Raw genomic sequence first — 21951 nt, forward strand, 5'->3', positions numbered from 1 at the left:
CCGAGGACGCCCCGGGGCGTGGCCATGATCCCGGAGGATCAACGATACCGGTAGTCAACCGTAACGCCAATCGTCCGGGGAGGAACAGTGGAGAACTGGTAGGGCTCGAGATCGTAGACCCTGCCGGCGACTTCCGGGCGGTCGTCCAGCACATTGTTCACTGCCAGCATGATCTTCCACCGGGTCCACTCCACGCCAGCCCGAAAATTGAGCTGATGGTAGTCGTCCAGCTTGCGGTAATTGCTGGCACCGGGGTTCAGGCCGGTGGTGGAATCGCTGCGGTAGGCCCAGTCCGCATTTACCAGTGCGTTAGCGCCGTTACTCATGGGTAATGTGTATTGGGCAAACAGTGTTGTCGACCATTTCGGCACACCGGGCAGCCGCTCGCCATCGCGCGGCTGATTCTGCGGCAGGGCCTGCTCTGGCTGCGTTCCGCTGAATGTGGCATCGGCGTAACCGACGCCACCACTGACTTCCAGATTGTCCAGCGGGCGGGCCTGGAGTTCCAGTTCGAAGCCCGTAACGGTGGCATCTCCGCCGTTGCCGATCAGTTCAAAGGCGCCCGTCGCGTCAGTCGTCAGAAACTGGATATCCGACCAATCGACATGGTAGACCGCGCCGTTGAAGTAGGTGCCGCCATCGAACAGGCTGGTCTTCCAACCCAGCTCGTAGGTCCAGAGTCCGTCCGAATCAAAATCGGGAGCAGTGCTGTCAAAGCCTACTGGCTGGTTGGGACCACCGACGCGAAATCCTTGCGCGGCAAGCGCATAGAGGAATACATCGTCAGTGGCGTCCCAGCTGAGTTTATAACGGGATATCACATCATTCTCGGCGAAAGTCTCAAAGGGCTGCGGGCCGGTCGGGCCGAAGAAGTTGGTCACAGTGGTCTGCTCCTCGCTTCGCTCCACTTCGAACCAGCGCAGGCCAACAGTGAATGTCCAGGAGGGCAGGAAGTCATAGCTGGCCTCACCGAAGGCCGCCAGTTGCTCTCGGGTACCCCTGTTGTCACGGGCGAACACAGTGGTGCCACTGCCATCCAGTTGGCCTTCCGCATTGGTGCCGGTGACATGGCCCGAGCGCTCGGTGTCGCGATCTTCGTAATAGGCGCCCAGCAACCATTGCCAGGGACCCGCGCTGTTGGACGTGAGGCGAAGCTCGTGTGACACGGACTCGCTGAATTCCTTCCCCGCCGATACCAGGGGGCGATAGTGCCCAGGCCGAAACCGTTCATCATGTCGAGGCAGTTGCCGTTTGCCAGGGCGCTCTCCGGGCAGTCGGATGGTGGCAATCCGAGCTGGCCGTAGGCCAGGAAGCGGGTCTGGTCATCGCGCCGTTCCACCTCTCGCTCCTGGTAGGAGCCGGTATACATCAGGTCGAGCTGATCAAAGGTGTGGGTCAGGGACAATGTGGCCATCTTCATTCGATCGTCGAAGCCGGAATCCACCAGTTGGGCGGCCGCGGGGCTGTCGTCCCCGAGAAAGTCGAACAGCTCAAACTCGGATCCGGTGACAGTTTTCTGATAGAGGCCCATCATATCGATGGTGGTGCGGTCCCCCGGGGTCCACAGCAGAGCGAGCCGTCCTCCGTCTGTGTCCGCGTAGTTGGCATCCTTCTCGCCAAGATAGACCTCGTCAATATAGCCGTCGTCGCGATGTGAGTACGCAGTCAGTCGGGCTGCCAGTTCTTGCTCCACCAGTGGCACGTTGAGCATTCCACTGAGGGATTTGTTCAGGCCGCCGTGCGAAACATCGGCCATCGAGGCACTGGCGGCGATGTCGAAGCCGCTCATGTCAGGTTTATTGGTGATAATCCTGATACTGCCGCCGCCGGAGCCACTGCCGTAAAGTGTACCCTGTGGTCCTTTCAAGACCTCCAGTCTCTGGATATCCCAGAGTTTCAGGTCGGGCTGGGAGCCACCCGGGTCCAGGGACTCACCGGGTGAGCCAAGCAGGGCGACGTCATCGAGGTAGAGCGCAACCAGTGGTTCACCCGCGGACTGGACGCCACGAATCGCGTAGCGTTTGTTTCCCGGCCCCCGGCTGTCCGACTGTGACAGGCTGGGTACCGACAGAAAGTAACTGTCGAAGTCATCCATGCCCCGGTCTGACATGGCGATTTCGCCGAGGACCTGCAGGCTTTCAGAAGTCTTCTGCAACAGTGTTTCCCGTTTCGTTGCTGTCACGACCACCTCTTCGAGTTGCTGGGCCCGAACGCTGGAAGCGCCGCCGACGGCACAGGCCGTTACTGTGCCCGAGATGATCAAATGACGGAAACTGGTACTCAATGGCATTTCGACATTCCCCTTGGTTGAGTGATTCTCACACAGATGTCTTATGAATGGTGTGTTATCGATGCTAGCAATGTCGTTATGCCAGTTCTTTGGAAAACGGACGCGAAATTACCGCAATAGGACACTTTGCCTGGATGCAGCAGGGAAGCCATGCCCAGCCGGGTCTGAGGCGCATGGCCGGGTTTTTATGGAATCAGGCACATGTTTAGCTGTATCGGACGTTTGTCGGGCAGGCTCCTTTGTGCGAGTGCGCATCGGGCTTACCATCACTGCAATACATTTGTTACCTGTGCGGAGCAGCCCATGAAACGCTTTGTAGAAAAAATACTTGCTGACAATCAGATGTCGATAGTCGATCGGCGTGTTGCCCCCGAATTTGAACTTGCAGCAGTCACCCGCGCGGTACAGGATGCGGGCGACAACGCTGTGCTGTTTGCAGAGGTGGCCAATACTGATTTCAGTGTAGTCAGTAATCTTTATGGTAGTCATGCGAGGCTGTGTGAGCTCATCGGTGCCCCCTGGACGGTTTCTGCAAGCGTTGGTGCGAGATTCTGGATGGCCCGAGGGTGGAGAACGTCTATCGCGAAGAAACAATGCCGGACGACCTGGTGTGGGGAACGCTGAGCGACCTGCCGCTGCTGACCTATCACGAGAAGGATGCCGGACCCTACTTCACGTCCGCCATTTACCTGGCCAAGGAGCCCGATACCGGGGTTCCCAACCTGTCTTTTCATCGATCGATGTACGTCAGTGACACCGAAATTCGGGCCCGCCTGGGGTCGAGCCACGATCTCGCCAAATACCAGAAGAGAGCCGAATCCAGAAATGAATGCCTCGAAGCGGCCCTGTTGATCGGAACGTCGCCGGAGGTATTTCTGGCCGCTTGTTCCAGCCTGCCCTATGAGGGCAACGAACTCGAGGTTGCGGCGCAGTTGTCCGGAGCACCGGTGCGCATGAGGCCCTGCCGGCAGATTGATCTCATGGTTCCTGCCGATACCGAGATAGTGGTCGAAGGACGGTTCCTGCCCAACACCAAGCGCCCCGAGGGGCCATTCGGTGAGTTCATGGGTAACTACGTGCCAGTCGGCGACAACCACGTGTTCGAAGTGCTGGACGTGAGCTGGCGTAAAGGGGCGTATTTTCACGCCCTCACGTGCGGCTCCAATGAAGATCTCCGGCCCCTGGAAGCGATGACCGCAGCACGGGTTTATCAACATGTATCGAGAGTTATTCCCGGGGTGATCGATGTCTGCTGTCGGCCCAACTGCATGATCAGCATCATCAAGATCAAAAAACAGTACGCGGGGCATGGAAAGCAGGCGTTATTGGCGGCGCTGGGCTCGAACATGGATTACAACAAGGTGTGTATCGCCGTGGATGAAGACGTCGATATCTACAACCTGGATGACGTCATGTGGGCCTACATGACTCGGGGACCCGCCGACAAGCGCGCGTTCATTCTCAACGATATACCCGGCTTCTACCGGGACGAGAAAAAGGATCATTGGGGACGGCTCGCTATCGACGCCACCATGCCCTGGGGTCGCGAGGAAGAATTTGAAAGAAAGAGGATTCCCGGACAGGGGCAGATAGACCTGTCTGAATATTTGAATAGCAACTAAGACCGCTGGATCACAAGGAGTAGAGGTCATGCCAACAATCAATGCGCGCAATCCCCGCACGGGTGAATGTGATTACACCTTCGAAGCGCTGGACGCCGATTCGATCGCCAGCATCTGCCGGGAAGTGCGGGATGCCCAACAGCACTGGTGGAGCGCTGGTTTTGATTATCGTCAGCGTGCGCTGTCCCGCTGGGCCGATGAAGTCAGGAAGCGCCAGGACGACATCGTGAATGCCCTGGCTCAGGATACCGGCCGCAGGGCGATCAGTCATGAGGAGGTGGGTGTTATTGCGCATCTCATCGAAGGGTATTGTGCTGTCGCTCCCGAGGTGCTCGCAGCTCCCGAAGGCAGGTCCAGTTCCAACGCCGAGATCAGCTTTGAGAATCAGTATGTTCCCTATCCGGTAGTGGGTGTTATCAGTCCCTGGAATTTCCCCCTGGTATTGTCGCTGCTCGATGCCATTCCTGCGCTGGTTGCCGGCTGCGGCGCAGTGATCAAGCCCAGCGAAGTCACCCCGCGTTTCATCGACCCGTTGATGCAGAGCATCGAGGCGGTGCCGGAGCTCGCCGCAGTACTGAGGTACGTCAAAGGTGGTGGGGATACCGGGCGGGCCATGATTGACCAGGTCGATGCCGTGGTATTTACCGGCAGCATCGAAACCGGTATAAAAGTGGCCCAGGCTGCAGCGGGAAATCTGATTCCTGCGTTTCTGGAGCTTGGCGGGAAGGATCCCGCTGTGGTCCTGAACGGCGCCGATCTCGACCGCGCGGCTACGGCAATTTTGCGCAGCGCCATCTATAACGCCGGCCAGGTGTGCTATGCGATCGAGCGCGTGTATGTCGACCGGAGCGTACACGACGAGCTTGTGGCCAAGCTGGTGGAGGGGGCGCAGAGCCTGAGTCTCAACTACCCCGATATCCGCAAGGGCCAGGTCGGCCCATTCATCTTCGCAAAGCAGGCCGATATCATCGAGTCCCAGCTTGAGGAGGCACGAGCAAAAGGCGCCACCGTCTTGACGGGTGGGGTGTTGGAGCGCCATGAAGGTGGCGTATGGCTCCCGCCGACCGTAGTCACCCAGGTGAATCACGACATGCGCCTGATGACGGAAGAAACATTTGGCCCTGTCGTGCCGGTCATGGCGTTTGATAGTGAGGAGCAGGCTGTGGCACTGGCCAACGATACCCGCTATGGCTTGAGTGGCGCCGTATTCGCCGAGTCCATCACCCAAGGAGCAGAACTCGCAAGACGGATCGACGCGGGGGGCATCAGCATCAATGATACCGAGTTGCCGCGGACGATTTCGCTGGACGGGGAGAAAATGGCCTTCAAGAAGTCGGGGATGGGTGGATCCCGCTACGGTGCCAGAAGCATGCTGCGCTATACACGCAAGAAGGCAATCATCAAGAATCCCGGGTCGATCAACGCTCTCGACGCGCTCAGTGAACAGCAGGTCACATGATATGTTGATCGTAACCGTTATTCTCAGGCTGCAGCCCAGGCGCGTCGAATCGGCCCGGCAGGTGCTGGGCAGCCTGGCGGTGGCCGCGCAGGGCGCGCCAGGAGTGAAGACGTTCAACCTGGGAGAGGACCTTGTGACCCCCGGTGTGTTCCATCTCACCGAGGTCTATGAGGATGCCGGCGCCCGGGAGCGATTCGAAAATTCGAAGGAATTTACCGCCGTTCTGGGGGCCCTGGGCCTGTTTTTTCTCGAACCGCCGGAAGTTGCATGTTACGCGGTGGATACGAGCAGATAAGCCGGGGGGCTCCACTCCCTGCTGGCGATTTCATTCTCATCGTATCAAGGTCCATCGGGGCCCGGAACACAGATGATCATGCTGCCTGTCTGCTGGTGCTGTCCACAATCCCGTTGAAAGAACCAGGCAGTGCAAGCTGCCGTCCCCCGCTCCCGCCAAACCAACCCGATTCAACCGGATAATTCGATATGTTTTAATACCCTGACTTGTTCAGGGGCCCGGTTGGTATCTGCGGGTTGAGCAGCCTCTGTCAAGTGTTTATCTGCGAATCCCGCAACACTGACACTGGCAGCACGGAATTAAACTATGCGAATGATTTCATGGAACGTAAACGGCATACGCGCCGCAATCAAGAAAGACTTCCGCAAATCCTTTGAGCAGATGGAGCCTGACATAATCTGCCTGCAGGAAACCAAGGCCCAGGATGACCAGGTGCTCGAAGCGCTCGCCGAGATCGAGAACTATGATCTTTACAGCAACTCGGCGGTCAAGAAGGGCTACGCGGGCACTGCGATATTCACCAGAATCAAGCCACTGTCAGTACAGTGCGACATGGGGCATGAAGAGCATGACCAGGAGGGGCGAGTCATCGCTGCCTGGTTTGAGCAGTTTATTCTGGTCACGGTGTATACGCCCAATTCCGGACAGCAGGGCTTGAAGCGCCTGGATTACCGCCAGCGCTGGGACCGCGAGTTCCTGAAGTACATCCAGCTGCTGGAGCAGGAAAAGCCGGTAATTATCTGCGGTGACCTCAATGTCTGTCATCGCCCCATTGATATTGCCAGGCCGGAAGCCAACTACAACAAGAGCGCGGGCTATACCCAGGTGGAGATTGACGGCCTGGACAACCTCCTCGCGGCCGGCTACATCGACAGTTTCCGGCACCTGCACCCGGACACGGTCAAGTACAGCTGGTGGAGCATGCGCAGTGGAGCAAGATCCCGCAATATCGGCTGGCGGATCGATTATTTTCTGGTATCGCAGGCCTTGCAGGCGCGCATCGAGAAAGCCGAGATTCTCAATGAGGTAATGGGTTCCGATCACTGCCCCGTCGTGCTGGAGCTTGATTCCGCCGGGTAGATCGGGGGCAGGTCTCAGCCGGCCGGCTAGGACGGCGGCCGGGAGCACTCATTTCGCTGTTGATACAGGTTACTTGACTTGCAGGCTGTGACTGCAAGATAATCCTATCGACTTAATTCGATAATCAGGTATCTGCCCCATGAGTGGAGTATCCAGCTCGTCCAGTTCCTACGTCCTGTCGTTCCAGTGCCCGGACCAGCTGGGCGTGGTGGCGAAGTCCACCGGCCTGTTCTACGAGGTCGGCGCATTTGTCACGGAAGTGTCCAATTACTCCGATCCGGTCAGTGAGACCTTCCACATGCGCTGCGTGTTCGATGACCGGCAGATGACGGTACCGCTGCAGGAGTTTCGCGAGCGCTTCCAGGGCGTCGCCGATGCGTTCGGCATGCAGTACCAGCTGCGGCCGGTGGAGCAGCAGCCGCGGGTGCTGCTGGCGGTTTCCAGGTACGACCACTGCCTGAACGTGCTGCTGAACAAGTGGAAAGCTGGGGCGCTGCCGGCGAACATCGTTGGCGTGGTCAGCAATCATCCTGACTGCCGGTCCATGACCGAATGGTATGGTTTGCCGTATTTCCATTTCCCCATTGCCTCGGGAAGCAAGCCGCAGCAGGAGGCGCAGATACTGGGTGTGATGGAAGAGCTCGAGGTGGATCTGCTGGTGCTGGCCCGTTACATGCAGATTCTGTCAGACGATCTCTGCGCAAAGCTGGCGGGCCGTGCGATCAATATTCACCATTCCTTCCTGCCGGGTTTCAAGGGAGCCAGGCCCTACCACCAGGCCTATGAGCGGGGCGTCAAGGTGATCGGGGCCACGGCCCACTATGTCACCCCGGATCTGGATGAGGGCCCCATCATTGTGCAGGAAGTGCGTCCTGTCGATCACAAGGTGACCGTGGAGCAGATGGTGCACCTGGGCCATGACACCGAGGCTACCGCGCTGTCCCACGCGGTGCGCCTGCACTGCGAGGCGCGGGTGCAGATCAATGGCCAGCGCACGGTTATTCTCTGAGAGGTCCAATGGAAAAGTACTCGGCACTGAACCTGCTCAAGCACGCGCTGAGCGGGCACAAACACTGGCCGCAGGCCTGGCGCAGCCCGCAGCTGAAGTCGCGCTATGACGTGGTGATTATCGGCGGCGGTGGCCAGGGCCTGGCCACCGCCTATTACCTGGCCAGGGTTCACGGCATCACCAATGTGGCGGTGCTGGAGAAGGGCTGGCTGGGCGGCGGCAACACCGGCCGCAATACCGCGGTCAGCCGGTCCAACTATTTCTACCCCGAGAGCACCCGTTTCTATGAGCACTCCCTGAAGCGCTTCGAGACCATGGGGAGGGACCTGAACTACAACATCATGTTCAGCCAGGTCGGTCTGCTCAACCTGGCCTTCAGCCGTCACGAGATGGAAATCTTCCGCCGCTGGGTCACCGCGATCCAGGTGCAGGGGATCGATTGCGAGATGTTGTCGCGCGATGAAATCGCCGCGGCGGTGCCCCGGCTGAACATGAGCCCTACTGCTCGCTACCCGGTCTACGGCGGATTCATGCAGCGCCGGGGCGGTATTTCCCGCCACGACGCGGTCGCCTGGGCCTATGCCCGCGCTGCAGACAGCCTGGGTGTGGACATCGTGCAGAACTGCGAGGTCACCGGCTTCGATCTCAGTGACGGGCGTATCCGCGGCGTGAAGACCAGCCAGGGAACGATTCGTACCGACAAGGTCGGCATGGCGGTGGCGGGGCACAGCAGTGTCGTCGCCGCCATGGCGGGTGTGAAGCTGCCCATCGTCAGCCAGTGTCTGCAGGCGATGGTCAGCGAGCCGGTCAAGCCGTGCTTTGACCACACCGTGATGTCGCCGATGGTGCACTGCTATGTATCGCAGTCCGACCGCGGCGAGCTGGTGATCGGCGGCGGCGCCGACACCCATCCCTCCTACGGCCAGCGCGGCAGCCTGCCGGGTACCGAGGCGGTATTGAACGCGGTGGTGGAAATGTACCCTCCTTCAGCCGCCTGAAGTTGATGCGGCAATGGGGCGGCATAGTCGATATCGCGCCGGATGCCAGCCCCATCATCTCCAAAACCCCGGTCACCGGTTTCTATATCAGCACCGGCTGGGGCACTGGCGGCTACAAGGCCATTCCCGCCGGCGGTGAGACACTCGCCCACACCATAGCCCACGACCAGCCCCACCCGCTGGTGGAGCCCTTCTCGCTGGACCGCTTTGAAAAAGGGCGCCTGATAGACGAGGGCGCTGCAGCCGGCGTAGCCCACTAGGAGAGCGTGAAATGATTCGAATCGAGTGTCCCTGGTGTGGCCTGCGCAGTGAAGAGGAATTTAGCTGCGGCGGCCAGTCGCATATTGCCCGCCCGGCAAACCCGGCCGCGGTCTCCGACCGGGAGTGGGCCGAATACCTGTATCAACGCGACAATCCCAAGGGCCTGCACTATGAGCGCTGGCGCCACAGCTACGGCTGCCGCCAGTGGTTCAACGTGCTGCGCGATACCGTCAGCCACGAGGTGAAGACGGTGTACCGGATGACGGACCCGAAGCCCGAACTGGAAGGGAACGGAGCATGAAAAAGACCGGACAACGCCTGCCCCACGCCCGCGTGGATACCACCCGGGCTGTCGACTTTCAGTTTGACGGCCGGCGCTACCGAGGTTTTCACGGGGACACCCTGGCCTCGGCGCTGTTGGCCAACGGCGTCGGCGTGGTCGGCCGCAGCTTCAAGCTGCACCGTCCCCGCGGTGTGTTTGGCGCCGCTAGGGAAGAGACCAACGCCCTGATCCAGCTGGAGTCGGGCGGGTATACCGAGCCCAATGCCCGGGCCACACTGGTGCCCCTGTATCAAGGGCTCGAGGCGCGCGGCCAGAACGCCTGGCCCAGCGTCCGGTTTGACCTGTTTGGTCTAATAGGTCTCTGCAAACGGTTGCTGCCGGCCTCTTTTTACTACAAGACCTTCATGTGGCCCAGCTGGCACAGCTGGGAATGGCTGGTGCGGCGGGTGGCCGGCCTGGGCAAGGCGCCCGCCATCTCTGACCCGCACACCTATATCAAGCAGAATGTACACGCGGATATCGTGGTGGTGGGCGCGGGCCGCTCCGGCTTGCAGGCGGCGCTGACGGCGGCAGCCGATCCCGATTGCCGCGTGTTGCTCATCGACGAACAGGAAGAACCCGGCGGTACGCTGCTGGCCAGCCCGGCCGGGGAGGACCGACAGTGGCTGGCGGAGGCCATGAGCAGTATCGCAGCGCTGGACAATGTCACGCTGCTGTCGCGCACCACGGTCAACGGCTACTACGACAGCAATGTTTTGGCGGCCCTGGAGCGGGTCACTCACCACCTGGGCCCGGTCACGAGCGAGCAGCCCCGCGAGCGCTTCTGGCGTATTTTCGCCGGCCGGGTGGTGCTGGCGACCGGTGCCATCGAGCGGCCGCTGGTGTTTCCCCATAACGACCGCCCCGGCATCATGCTGGCCTCTGCGGTGCGCGAATACACGCATCGCTACGGCCTGACCCTGGGTGAGCGGGTGGTGTTCTACAGCAACAATGATTCCGCCTGGCGCACGGCCCTGGAACTGGCGGAAGCCGGAGTGCCAGTGGCAGCCATTGTCGATATCAGGGCCAGCGTCGAACCGGCGCTGCAGCAGCGCGCGCAGGATGCGGGCATCATCCAGCGCCTCGGCACCGCAGTCACCCACACGCGTGGCCGCCATGGTGTTCGCACACTGGTATTGCACAGCCTGGCGGCGAACGGCCAATCCCTGGAGGCATCCGCGGGTACGCTGGACTGCGATCTGCTGGCCATGTCCGGCGGCTGGACGCCGACCATCCATCTGTACTCCCAGGCCGGAGGCCAGCTGGACTTTCGTGAGGACGACGCCTGCTTCGTGCCGGCTCGCGTCCACCAGGCGGTGACGGTGGTGGGGCGTGCCAACGGCGACTTCCGGGAGCCGCTGAATGTCCTGCCGCAGTGGCTGACCCCGGGTGTCTCTCCGGAGCACCAGTGGATTGACTTCCAGTACGATGTGACCGCTTCGGACATCCAGCTGGCGGCGCGGGAGAACTTTGTCTCGGTGGAGCACGTCAAGCGCTACACCACCAACGGCATGTCGGTGGACCAGGGCAAGACCAGCAATGTCAACGGCCTGGGGGTGCTGGCCAAGGCCACCGGCCGGCCCATTGCGGACGTCGGCACGACCCGGTTCCGGCCGCCGTACCACCCGACCACCCTCGGGGCCTATGCTGGCGTGGCGCTGGGTGAGCTGTACCAGCCCTACCAGCTGTTGCCCGCTCATGAGGCACACCTTGCCGCGGGCGCAGCGTTCGAGGACTATGGCGCCTGGAAGCGGCCGGCCTGCTACCCACGTTCCGGTGAGGACGAGGCGGCCGCGATGGCCCGGGAGGCAACGGCGGTGCGCAAGGGCGTCGGCCTGTTGGACTATTCCCCGCTGGGCAAGCTGGAAGTGCATGGCCCGGATGCGCGCGAATTTCTCAATCGCGTCTACCTCAACAACGTGCAGACCCTGAAGGTCGGCGCAGCCCGCTACGGCCTGATGCTGAACGAGGCGGGCATTGTGATTGACGATGGGATAATGGTCTGCCTGGCAGAGCAGCATTTTCTGCTGCACACCACTAGTGGCGGCGCCACCACTATTCACCAGCACCTGGAGGAGTGGCTGCAGTGTGAATGGCCGGAGCTGCAGGTGATCGTCAGCAACGCCACCACCCAATGGGCGACACTGATGCTCAGCGGCCCGCAGGCTCGCGCCGTGCTGCAAACACTGCCCTCGGATATCGACCTGGCCAGAGAAGCATTCGGGCACATGCAGTACCGCGAGGGAACGCTTGACGATGTGCCCTGTCGTATCCTGCGCGCCAGCTTCACCGGCGAAGTGTCATTTGAAATCAGCGTGCCGGCACGCCACGGCCTGGACCTGTGGCACAGGCTGATGGCGGCGGGGGAGGCGTTCGACATCATCCCCTTCGGCATCGAATCCCTGATGTTGCTGCGTACCGAAAAGGGCTACCTGCACGTGGGCTCGGATACCGACGGCAACACCATGCCCCAGGACCTCGGATGGGCGGGCGCCGTCGAGAAAAAATCCGCAGACTTTATCGGCCGCAGGACGCTGTCACAGGACGTGGGCAAGGCCACGGATCGGTTCCAGTTCACCGGGATCGAGTTGCTGGAGCCGAAGGAGCATATTGTCAGTGGCGCACATGTGCTGACCGCAGACGGCACCAGCACTGCGGGGTATGTGACCTCAGCCGTCTTCAGTCCCAATCTGGGCCGCACCGTGGCCCTGGGCATCGTCGCCGGCGCCCGAGAACGCGAAGGCGATCAAGTGACCATTTTCTATGGCGGCAAAACCCGGCCCGCCCGGCTGGTCAAGCCGTGCGCCTATGACCCGGCGGGAGAAGCACTCAATGGATAAACAATCAGCGGCTAAAACACTCAACGGCGCGATTGTGGGGCGCCAGCACGTACGGGTGGCTGAAAACACCGGTTGGGCATTGCTCCGGCTACAGGCCTTCCACCGCAGCCCGGGCGCCGTGGACAACCTGTCGCAGCGGTTGGGTATGTGCCTGCCCGCTGCCGGTGAAACCATTGTGGAGGACGGCAGGCGATGGTTCTGGTCCGCACCCGGGGAATGGGTGATCGCAGTGCCGGCGGAGGCGGGAGGCGACACCGCCAGAGCGCTCCGCGAAGAGCTGGACGGCCAGTTCATCGTGATGAGCGTGATCACGGACAGCCGTGTCGTGCTGGACTGCTCCGGCGAAGATGCGCGTAATGTACTGGCCCGCGGCAGTACAGTGGATTTCCATCCGGCCCGTTTTGGCATCGGTCAATGTCTCAACACCCGCTTTGCGGGTGTGCCTGTGATGATAGCCCAGCTGGAGGAGGGGGCCTTCCTGTTGTTTGCTGACCGGTCGGTTGCGGCCTATCTGCGGGACTGGTTCGAGGTCTCCAGCGTCACTTCTTGAGTTTGTCATTGTGTTGTTGATGCAGTAGATGAGTGTATATACACTCACTCTGAATCGATAACAGGAATGTCAGGAAGCTCCAGATGACAACGCGGTCGTGTAATCACCTTGTGTTCTTCGCACTTGCCTGCGTTTGCAGCGGCGTGGTTGCCGACACCCGTGAGGGAACACCCTTCCTGTCGATCAACGGCTATGGGACCCTGGGTGTTGTGCATTCCAACGACGACAAAGCCGATTACATAGGGGACCTTCTGCGCCCGAACGGCGCCGGGTATACGCGGTCGTGGAGTGCTGATATCGACAGCCGGATCGGCCTCCAGGCCTTGGCCGGAATCACGCCAAAATTGTCGGTCGTGGTGCAGCTGGTATCAGAGCAGCGCTACGACAATAGCTATCGGCCCACCACCGAATGGGCCAATGTCAAATACGAGTTCACGCCGGATTTCAGTGTGCGCATCGGCCGCTTTGTCCAGCCGACTTTTCTGTTTGCCGATACCCGCAAGGTGGCCTATACCTATCCTTGGGTTCGGCCGCCCACCGAGGTTTACCGGCTGGTTCCCACTTCCCATAACGATGGCGTCGACGTTTCTTATAGCGTACAGTTTGGCGAGCTTGTGCAGACGCTGGTAGCGTCGTACGGAAACCTGGATGCGCAGTCACCCGATCGCCTTGGCGGCGGGAAGAGTGAAGGCAGAGACACGTTTTCTGCGATGAGTACCACAGAGTACGGTTCGGCCACGCTGCGCATCAGCTATCATCAAACCCACTTGACCATTGTGGATTTCAATTCGCTGTTCGATGCCTTCCGGCAGTTTGGAACTGAAGGTATGGAGATCGCGGATCGCTACGACTCCGATGGCGATCGAGTGAAGTTTCTAGGCATCGGAATCAACTATGATCCCGGCCAATGGTTTGTCATCGGCGAGGCAGGGGCAGTGGACTACCAGAATGTGCTGGGCAAGAGTACCGCCTGGTATATCAGTGCCGGCTACCGCTTTGGCACCCTGACCCCTTATGCCAGTTTCGCCAAACTGAACTATACGGACATGACCTCAGACCCCGGTTTGACCTTATCCTCGCTGCCGCCGCATCTGGTCGGTCCGGCTGCAGGGCTCAATGCCGGCCTCAATGACATTCTCGGTCGCGCGGCAGCTCAGGAGACCACTACCGTGGGTCTGCGTTGGGACTTCATGCAAAATGTCGCCCTCAAGCTGCAGTATGAGTTTATCCAGCGGGACGACGGTTCGCCGGGCACCTTTGGCAACCCCCAGCCGGGGTTTGAGCCGGGGGGAGACGTTGATTTGTTCAGCGCCTCGATTAATTTTGTCTTCTAACGGCATGGTTGGAGTGACTCCTGTGACCAAGACGAAGCCGGTCAGCTCTCTGCATTACAGCGACCGCGGCCGGCGGCCGTCCAGGTGGTGAACCAGACCCCCCGACACCTGGATCACAGCCCGGAGGCCATTCGCAGGCGGCTGGCTGCGGGCCCCAAACAGGTGTACATCAAGGACTTCGTCTACGGCGCAATCGACGGGGGGTAACCACCTTCGCGGTGGTATCCGGGGTGGCAGGCGCCGGCCTGTCCAGTGGCATCATCATCATTCTTGGGCTGGCCAATATTGTCGCCGATGGCTTCAGTATGGCGGTGAGCAATTATCTGGGTACCAAGACGGATAGCGAGCATGTGGCGAACATGCGGTCGGAGGAGAGGGCGGAAATTCATTCCGACCCGGAGGGCGAGCGGGAGGAGATCCGCCAGATTTATGCTGGCAAGGGCTTCTCTGGCGAGCAACTGGAGCAGGTGGTTGCAGTGATTACCGCTGATCACACGCGCTGGGTGGATACCATGCTGCAAGAGGAGCATGGTCTGAGCCTCGAGTCCACCAACGCTGCCATGGCCGCTCTGACCACGTTCGCCGCTTTTGCCCTGGTGGGCTTGCTCCCCTTGCTTCCGTTTCTGGTGAACTGGAGCCTGCCCGGCTTTGTTCCAGCGCCTTTCGCGGTCAGCAGCCTCATCACCCTGGTCGCCTTTTTTCTGGTGGGAGCAGTCAAGGGGCAGTTCGTGAAGGTGAGCGGCTACCGCTCGGGCTTCGAGACCCTGCTGGTGGGTGGTGCCGCGGCATTGCTGGCCTACATCGTCGGGTTTGTGCTGGGTGAGTATGTTCAGATTTAAGGCCCAGAGGGAATGGCCGGCGTCAGAGTCAGGGAAATGACCTCCTCAGCCCGGAGAGTGAGACCCCGCTCACAACTGCTGCGAAGAGTTGACAAATGAATTGAAACATGTCAGGAATGGTCTAGTCTGATCATTGTAAGGCAAATCCGTCGAAAGGCGGAGACGCAAAGTCACCGGTCTAAAGGGATAGTCTCCCCATGATAGCGGGATTGCCAGATTTCTGGGTGCGCTTATAATTTTTCCTGCCGCACCGATTGTTTTGGAAATCCTCCGGTATTAAAGCTGTATCACTGTTCCAATTCAATTACCGGAATCCACTATGAAAACTTTTAATTCTTCAAAGCATTTCTCCTTTAAAAAATCTCGTGCGGCGGCTGTGACTGCAGCGGCAGTGTTGGGCGTCCTGGCAGCACCCAATGTTTTTGCGGCTGCGGCGAGTGATACCGCGACCACGTCCGCAACTGTGGTAACGCCGATCGCAATCATCAATGCACAGGATCTCAGCTTCGGCGAGTTTGCTGCAGGCACCGGGGGAACTGTCGTGCTCACTACCGCGGGTGCTGCCTCTTCCACCGGGGATATCGTGTTGACCGGTGGTACATCCACAGCCGCCCAGTTCACGGTAACAGGCCAGGATGATGCCACCTTCAGCATAGATATTTCCGACAACGATCTGACCCATGAAGATACGGTTACAACCATGGCTTTGGTAACCACCCATGATGTCGATGGCTCCACCGGGGACAATCCTGTCACCGGAACGCTGACGCTGGGTACACAGACCATTTACGCAGGCGGCACACTTACCGTGGCGAGTGCACAGAGTGCCGGCATTTACTCGGGCACCATAACCGCGACCGTCAACTACAACTAGTTCGCAGTGCAGTTGATTTTAAGGAAGCCATTGACAGGTCGTTGAAAAACACCTGGAGACACAGATAGACCGGGGCGAAGCGCCAGGCAGTATTTCAGGCGCTTTGCCTCACTCCCACTTTTGATAGCGGCAGTTTCCGGCAAGTGGCATCTGGTGTGCGCTGTCCGGAACAATCAGGACCACCACCACCAGCGGCGCTGACATCATTGGCAGAGCCAGAGGTTGGAGCACGTGAGAGTAACCCGATCAACAGCATTGTGGCAGGTATCAATGATACCGGCCATTTGGCGAACCGCCGCGATGGCTTTTCTTCTGGTCTGGTCGATGCCCCTGCTGCCGGCAGAGATCGGTATCAGCAATAACAGCGCACTGGTGTTTGGCAGTTTTGCTGCTGGCAGCGGTGGTACGGTAACAGTAAATACCAGTGGCACATGCAGCGCTGGTGGCAGTGTGATAATCGTGGTGGCGGATTGCGCGGCTGCAGGTTTTACAGTGACGGGCGATCCGAATTTCAGTTATTCGATCGATTTGCCTGCCGATAATTTTGTGACCCTGAGCGGCCCCGGCAGCGATATGAAAGTCACCAGTTTCAGCAGCGACCCGACGGCAGCAAATGGCTTGCTGAGTGCAGGCGGGTCACAGTATGTCTCCGTAGGGGGAACCCTTGTCATCGGCAATGGCCAGGCTCCCGGTAGCTATTCGGGGAGCTTCTCGGTAATAGTGAACTACAATTAGGGCAACCCGAATGCGTCGAGCGAAGCTCAGGCGCACTCGGAGTTGCCCTGGCTCAACCTGCAGCGGCACCCACGGTATGGGTTACGCAACATCTCATCGCCTCAACTCTGCGTGCGAAGCATGCATCGGGATTAAGAACTTACCATGATTGATGAAGTGCGTGTATCAACAGCCACTGTCTCAGCTTACTGCACAGCCTTCCTGGCCTTTATGCTTGTGTTCAGCGCGGCTTCCGGCCGTGCTGAACTCATGCTCTATCCCACCCGCGTGGTCATCGAAGGCAATCAGCGTACGGCGCAGGTCCAATTGATCAATACTGGCACAGAAAGCAGGACGTATCGTATTTCCCTGGTCAACCGCCGCATGAGCGACACAGGAGAGTTTTCTGATGTGGTGGAGCCGTTAGCCGGAGAACGCTTTGCCAAAGACCTGCTGCGGTTTTCCCCCCGCCAGGTCACCCTCGTACCCGGGGAAGGGCAGACCGTGCGTATCATGGCTCGCAAACCTGCGAATCTGGTGCCAGGTGAGTACCGCTCCCATCTGCTTTTCTCGCAGCAGCCAGCGGCAGAGACGCTGGGTCGTGATATCGAAACACGTCAGCACCCGGGCAAAGGAATAGGGGTGATGATTACTGCGTTGATAGGCGCATCAATACCACTGATTGTCCGTCACGGCACCCTTGAAGCAGAGTTGGAACTCACCCAATTGCAATTGCAGGCCTCGGGTGAAGCGCAGTTCCTGGCCCTGTCGATGGAGCGCAGTGGCGAGCGCTCTGTCTATGGCGACCTGGCGGTCAGCTTCACACCCCGGGGCGGTGCGGAAACCCTTGTTGCCCGCGCCAACGGGCTTGCGGTTTACTTTCCCAATCGCGTGCGGCGCGCGCGTATCGCGCTTGAATTTCCGCAAGGGAGGCCTTTGACCGAAGGTACTTTGCATGTGAGGTTCCAGGAGCCGGCCGAGGCTGGCGGAAAACTGCTCGCTGAGGCGGCACTTCAGGTGCGATAGGTGCCTGGCATTGGATCTGTATCCAGAACACAACTGACCAAGGCGCTGAAACGAATTCTGTTCGCTTCATTGCTGTCGATGCTGGTTTGCAGCGGTTCGCTGCTGGCTCAGGAGTCTGAACTGGACCTGCTTCTACTGGAGGTTCGTCTGGATGAGACGCTGATTTCAAGTGCCATTCCCGCCTACGATCTCGGGCCTGCCACGGTACTGCCTCTCGGCGAACTCGCGCGCCTGCTGAGCCTCGCTATCCAGACACAGCCGGCTTCCGGCACTGCCAGCGGTTTTATCCTGAATGAAGAACGCAGCTTCAGTCTCAACCTGAAGGATGCGCGGGTGACACGTGCCGGCGTTACCGAGAGTTTTGATCCGGCACAGGTAGTGGTCGAACCGGACGATCTTTACGTTTCCATGGCGTTGTTGAGAAGCTGGCTTCCGGTAGAACTCGAAATAGAACGCTCGCGCCTGATTCTTAGAGTCCGCCCGCTCGAAGTATTGCCGTTGCAGGCCTACCTCCAGCGGATGGATAGCGGCGGAAGACTGCAGGGACAAGTCACGGGTGAAGATGTCGATTATCCGCTTGTCGATCTCCCCTACCGCTGGTGGAGCCCACCTGTTGTAGACCAGAGCCTGAGATCCGAATACAGAAGGGATGACGAATCTGCCCGCTTGGAAAACCGCTACACCGCTCATCTTGCCGGTGACCTGCTCGGTCTGGAATCGTCGATCTACTTCAGCAGGGATCCAGCATCGTCACAGCTGCGCGTAACGCTGGGGCGTCATGATCCGGATGCCGGACTTCTGGGGCCGCTGCAAGCACAGGCATTCCAGATGGGCAGTCTTTCGAGCGCCAGCGTAGAGAACATTACAAGCGGCATGGCCGGCCGCGGCGTGACAGTGAGCAACCGGCCATTGACACGGCCGACCCGGTTTGATCGCCAGACTTTTGAGGGAGACCTGACCCCAGGCTGGGACGTCGAGCTTTTCTACAACGACGCCCTGGTGGATTTTCAGCAGCCCAATGCCGAGGGGCTTTATCGCTTTGAAGATCTGCCCCTGGGTTTTGGCCGCAATGATTTCAAACTGGTGTTCCATGGGCCTCTGGGCGAGACACGCGTGGAACAGTACAGTTATTCTCTGGCGGAGTCCGTGGTTCAGCCGGGCGAATTTCAATACAACCTGCTTGAGCACCGCGACGAAGAAGGCCATACCCGCTCCATCGCGCAATTCGATTATGGCCTCTCCCGTACCTTGTCCACCACCGCCGGTTTTATCAGGGCGCCCGTTGCAGGCGTTGAACGCCAGTACGTCAGTGCCGGGTTGCGCACCTTCTGGCCAGCGCTCAGTCTCGGTGGCGACCTGATCAGGGATCCGGACGGTGGTTCGCTCATGCAACTGGGTGTAAAAACAAACCTCGCCGGTATCGCGCTGGATGCCAACCGGATGTATCTGCAACGTTTCTACAGCGAGCGCTTCTCCAACTTCGACGATCCAGTCATTACTCGCGACACACTTCGGCTCAATGGGTCTATTCCGATTTTTCGACGCCGCTTGCCTATGACTATCGACACGCTATGGGACGCACATGAGTCGGGCCGTGTCGACAAGGATTTGAATGCAAGCCTTTCCACCTATGCCTTCCATACGGCTTTCACCAATACCTTGCGCTGGCGCTCCAATGCCGGCAATGAGGAGTTTCTCGGCGCCATGCGCGTCAGCCGCCGCCTCCGTGACATGAGTTTGCGCGGCCGCGTCGGTTATGAACTCGGGAGTGATGCGACGGTCACCCAGCTGGCATTGGCCGCGGATACATTCCTTGGTGATGGCTACCGTCTTACGCTCGGTGTAGCGCATGAGCTGGAAACACCCGAAACGCAGTATTCCACCGGTTTTACCAAGAATATTGGAAGCTATGGTCTTGGTTTGAATGTCAGCTATCACGATACGGGAGAGGTCGCCGCCAGTGTGCAGTTCTTTCTCGCGCTGGGACGGGACTCGCCGCGTTCGGGCTGGCTGTTCGATGCCCGTCCAAAGGCCGGTACCGGCGCCGCATCCGTGCGCGCCTTTCTCGACAGCAACGACAACGGTTCCATGGACCCCGGTGAAGTTCCTCTCCCGGGAGTCGGCTTTACCGTCAATGGCGGCAGGCACCAGGCCCGTACCGATGCTGCGGGCATTAGCCACATCGGGCACTCTCCGATAAAGCAGCGAGTCAATATAGCCGTTGATGTCGGCACGCTTGAAGATCCCCAGTGGGCTCCGGCAGTGCCGGGCCGCAGCCTGGTCCCGCGCCCGGGCAGGGTGGCCGAAATGAACTTTCCGATACGCATGACCACTGAGATCGACGGGACGGCGTTTTTGTACGAGAACGAGGAAAAGCGCGGGATGGGCGGACTGGAACTGGAACTGCTGGATGATGACAATAATGTGGTTGCCAGAACCACCAGTAGCTGGGATGGCTTCTATATCATTGCGGGCATTGTCGCGGGTGAATACTGGCTGCGGGTTTCGCCTGTACAATTACGGCGGCTCGGATTGAACGATACCGGCATAAAGCTGGTAACGGTCGATGGCACGGGCGACTTCATCAACGGGATGGATTTATTGGTGATAGCGAAATCAAGCACATAAGTGCTTGATTTCCTGCCGCGGGCTGTTCACTTGACAGGCCTCGTGTGGGACGGTGCGCTTCCATCAATCGTCTGCGGTGCATTCCGGGGGCCGCGCTCAGCCATTGCGCGAATGCTTTCTATAGCCTGATGCTGGGACAGAAATACCTGGCCGCCAAGTTGAGCCAGAAAATGGGTCTTTTCGAGCATGTCCATGACCGGTCCCTTGACCTCCGATAGGTGCAGTTGCATGCCGCTCTCCCGCAGGCGTGCATTGATCGACTCGAGCACTTCCAGGGCGCTGAGGTCGATCTCGTTGACCGCCGTGCACAACAGCACCACGTGCTTTACGTCTGGTCGCGTTTCCAGCAACGAATAGAGACTGTCCTCGAAGTAGCTGGCATTGGCAAAGTACAGGCTCTCGTCGACGCGCAGCGACAGGATGTCGTCGTAGGTAATGACCTGATGGCGTTTTATGTTGCGAAAATGCTCGGTGCCGGGTACCTCGCCGACGATTGCCAGGTGCGGCCTGGAGGTTTTGTACAGATGCAGTCCCAGGGACGTCAGCACACCGCAGGCGACACCGGTTTCGACCCCGAACATCAGAGTGATGGCCAGGGTCGCAGCCACGGCGACGAAATCGGATCGCGCATACTGCCAGGTCTTCTTCAGAATGGAAAAATCCACCAGGGACAGTACTGCCACGATGATGGTGGCGGCCAGCGTGGCCTGGGGCAGGTAGGCCAGATAGGGGGTGAAAAACACCGCGGCGGCGGCTATACCGGCCGCCGTAAAAATACCGGCGGCCGGAGTGACGGCACCGGCGTCAAAGTTGACCATGGAGCGGGCGAAGCCACCGGTGACAGGGTAGCCACCGGACACTGCCGAGCTGATATTGGCGGCCCCCAGGCCGATCAGTTCCTGGTCTGGAAGGATCTTCTGGCGCCGTTTGGCGGCGAGGGTATGGCCCACCGATACTGACTCAACGAAACCGATAATGGAAATGAAGATGGCGGCGATCCACAGCTCCTTCCATGCGGGGTGGGCCAGGGCGGGCAGGGCAAGTGTAGGCAGGCCCACCGGCACCTGTCCGACCAGGGCGACCCCTTTTGCGCCGAGATCAAAACTGAAGGCGAAGGCGCTGGTGGCAATCACCCCCAGCACCGGACCTGTTTTGGATAGCATGCCGGCGGCATGGTCCGACAGCCCGGTGCGTACCAGCAATGGTTTCAGACCGCTGCGCACCCAGAACAGGAATACGAGGGTTGGCAGCGCTATCATCAAGGTGGATGGATTGGCGGTGTTGAGTTGGCCACCCAGGCTGGCGATCAGGTGAAGCAGGTTTTCACCACTGGCGCTGACCCCCAGCAGATGTTTGAGCTGGCTGAACGCAATGATGATGCCGGAGGCAGTGATAAACCCCGCGATCACCGGGTGGGACAGGAAATTGGCGAGAAAGCCCATGCGCAGTATGCCCATCACCAATAAAAACAGGCCGGACATCAACGCCAGCAAAGTCGCTGCCTCGATGTAACCCAGGCTGCCCGGCTCGGCGATTCGGCCAATGGCGGAGGCGGTCATCAACGACGCCACGGCCACTGGCCCCACGGATAAAGTACGGCTGGTGCCGAACAGGGCGTAGGCCACCAACGGCAATATGCTGGCGTACAAGCCCATTTCCGGTGGCAGACCAGCCAGCAGGGCATAGGCTAGTGACTGCGGGATCAGCATGATGGTTACTACGATGCCTGCCAACAGGTCGCTGGCGAACACTCGCCGGTCATAGCCCCTTGCCCAGCCGAAGATCGGCATGAACTTTTTCATTCGCCCGA

Annotated in this window: 17 protein-coding genes, 2 pseudogenes and 1 riboswitch; of the genes and pseudogenes, 16 read left to right on the forward strand and 3 right to left on the reverse strand. The window is 59.6% G+C overall.

Annotation, left to right across the window (positions count from 1 at the left end; all coding sequences use genetic code 11):
• Nucleotides 1-38: 38 nt before the first annotated feature.
• Nucleotides 39-1166, reverse strand: coding sequence for a TonB-dependent receptor (locus G3T16_RS18355; protein WP_232059158.1), 1128 nt, complete (start codon nt 1164-1166; stop codon nt 39-41).
• A gap of 665 nt (nt 1167-1831) precedes the next feature.
• Nucleotides 1832-2290: pseudogene (locus G3T16_RS22625) on the reverse strand (TonB-dependent receptor plug domain-containing protein); the annotation flags it as partial.
• A 303-nt stretch (nt 2291-2593) separates the two neighbouring features.
• Between G3T16_RS22625 and G3T16_RS22630 the strand changes: the two are divergent.
• From G3T16_RS22630 to G3T16_RS18440, 16 genes and pseudogenes are all read left to right on the forward strand, one after another.
• Nucleotides 2594-2914, forward strand: a complete 321-nt coding sequence (locus tag G3T16_RS22630; RefSeq protein WP_163496492.1) for a UbiD family decarboxylase domain-containing protein — start codon at nt 2594-2596, stop codon at nt 2912-2914.
• Nucleotides 2884-3912 (forward strand): UbiD family decarboxylase domain-containing protein, encoded by a 1029-nt coding sequence (locus G3T16_RS18370; protein WP_163496493.1) that lies wholly within the window; start codon nt 2884-2886, stop codon nt 3910-3912. The genes G3T16_RS22630 and G3T16_RS18370 overlap by 31 nt, the downstream gene beginning before the upstream one ends.
• A gap of 28 nt (nt 3913-3940) precedes the next feature.
• On the forward strand, nt 3941-5371 hold the full coding sequence (locus G3T16_RS18375; RefSeq protein WP_163496494.1) for an aldehyde dehydrogenase family protein: 1431 nt from the start codon (nt 3941-3943) through the stop codon (nt 5369-5371).
• A gap of 1 nt (nt 5372) precedes the next feature.
• Nucleotides 5373-5666, forward strand: a complete 294-nt coding sequence (locus G3T16_RS18380) for a putative quinol monooxygenase (RefSeq protein ID WP_163496495.1) — start codon at nt 5373-5375, stop codon at nt 5664-5666.
• 306 nt (nt 5667-5972) lie between these two features.
• On the forward strand, nt 5973-6746 hold the full coding sequence (locus G3T16_RS18385) for an exodeoxyribonuclease III (RefSeq protein WP_163496496.1): 774 nt from the start codon (nt 5973-5975) through the stop codon (nt 6744-6746).
• A gap of 139 nt (nt 6747-6885) precedes the next feature.
• Nucleotides 6886-7755, forward strand: coding sequence for a formyltetrahydrofolate deformylase (gene purU, locus G3T16_RS18390; RefSeq protein ID WP_163496497.1), 870 nt, complete (start codon nt 6886-6888; stop codon nt 7753-7755).
• 8 nt (nt 7756-7763) lie between these two features.
• Nucleotides 7764-9013: pseudogene (locus tag G3T16_RS18395) on the forward strand (sarcosine oxidase subunit beta family protein).
• Nucleotides 9014-9024: 11 nt separating this feature from the next.
• A complete protein-coding gene (locus G3T16_RS18400) occupies nt 9025-9315 on the forward strand; it encodes a sarcosine oxidase subunit delta (RefSeq protein ID WP_163496498.1) in 291 nt (96 codons plus the stop codon).
• On the forward strand, nt 9312-12176 hold the full coding sequence (locus G3T16_RS18405) for a 2Fe-2S iron-sulfur cluster-binding protein (RefSeq protein WP_163496499.1): 2865 nt from the start codon (nt 9312-9314) through the stop codon (nt 12174-12176). The genes G3T16_RS18400 and G3T16_RS18405 overlap by 4 nt, the downstream gene beginning before the upstream one ends.
• Nucleotides 12169-12726 (forward strand): sarcosine oxidase subunit gamma, encoded by a 558-nt coding sequence (locus G3T16_RS18410; protein WP_163496500.1) that lies wholly within the window; start codon nt 12169-12171, stop codon nt 12724-12726. Before G3T16_RS18405 ends, G3T16_RS18410 begins: the two co-directional genes overlap by 8 nt.
• A gap of 83 nt (nt 12727-12809) precedes the next feature.
• Complete coding sequence (locus tag G3T16_RS18415) at nt 12810-14060, forward strand: porin (RefSeq protein WP_163496501.1); 1251 nt, start codon at nt 12810-12812, stop codon at nt 14058-14060.
• 230 nt (nt 14061-14290) lie between these two features.
• Nucleotides 14291-14899, forward strand: coding sequence for a VIT1/CCC1 transporter family protein (locus G3T16_RS18420; protein WP_197911749.1), 609 nt, complete (start codon nt 14291-14293; stop codon nt 14897-14899).
• A 129-nt stretch (nt 14900-15028) separates the two neighbouring features.
• A riboswitch (cyclic di-GMP riboswitch) is annotated at nt 15029-15116 on the forward strand.
• A 102-nt stretch (nt 15117-15218) separates the two neighbouring features.
• On the forward strand, nt 15219-15773 hold the full coding sequence (locus G3T16_RS18425; RefSeq protein ID WP_163496502.1) for a DUF4402 domain-containing protein: 555 nt from the start codon (nt 15219-15221) through the stop codon (nt 15771-15773).
• 270 nt (nt 15774-16043) lie between these two features.
• Nucleotides 16044-16508, forward strand: a complete 465-nt coding sequence (locus G3T16_RS18430) for a DUF4402 domain-containing protein (RefSeq protein ID WP_163496503.1) — start codon at nt 16044-16046, stop codon at nt 16506-16508.
• A gap of 144 nt (nt 16509-16652) precedes the next feature.
• Entirely contained in the window at nt 16653-17513 is an 861-nt protein-coding gene (locus tag G3T16_RS18435) for a fimbrial biogenesis chaperone (RefSeq protein WP_163496504.1), read from the forward strand.
• Nucleotides 17514-20141 carry a hypothetical protein gene (locus tag G3T16_RS18440; RefSeq protein WP_163496505.1) on the forward strand — a complete coding sequence of 876 codons (2628 nt, stop codon included), beginning with the start codon at nt 17514-17516 and terminating at the stop codon, nt 20139-20141. It abuts the gene before it with no gap.
• Between the two features lie 26 nt (nt 20142-20167).
• Here G3T16_RS18440 and G3T16_RS18445 read toward each other — a convergent pair whose 3' ends face one another.
• Nucleotides 20168-21931: a SulP family inorganic anion transporter gene (locus tag G3T16_RS18445; protein WP_232059159.1), complete on the reverse strand. Its 1764-nt coding sequence runs from the start codon at nt 21929-21931 to the stop codon at nt 20168-20170.
• Nucleotides 21932-21951 lie beyond the last annotated feature (20 nt).

This window comes from Kineobactrum salinum, assembly GCF_010669285.1.
GTDB classification, from domain to species: Bacteria; Pseudomonadota; Gammaproteobacteria; order Pseudomonadales; family Halieaceae; genus Kineobactrum; species Kineobactrum salinum.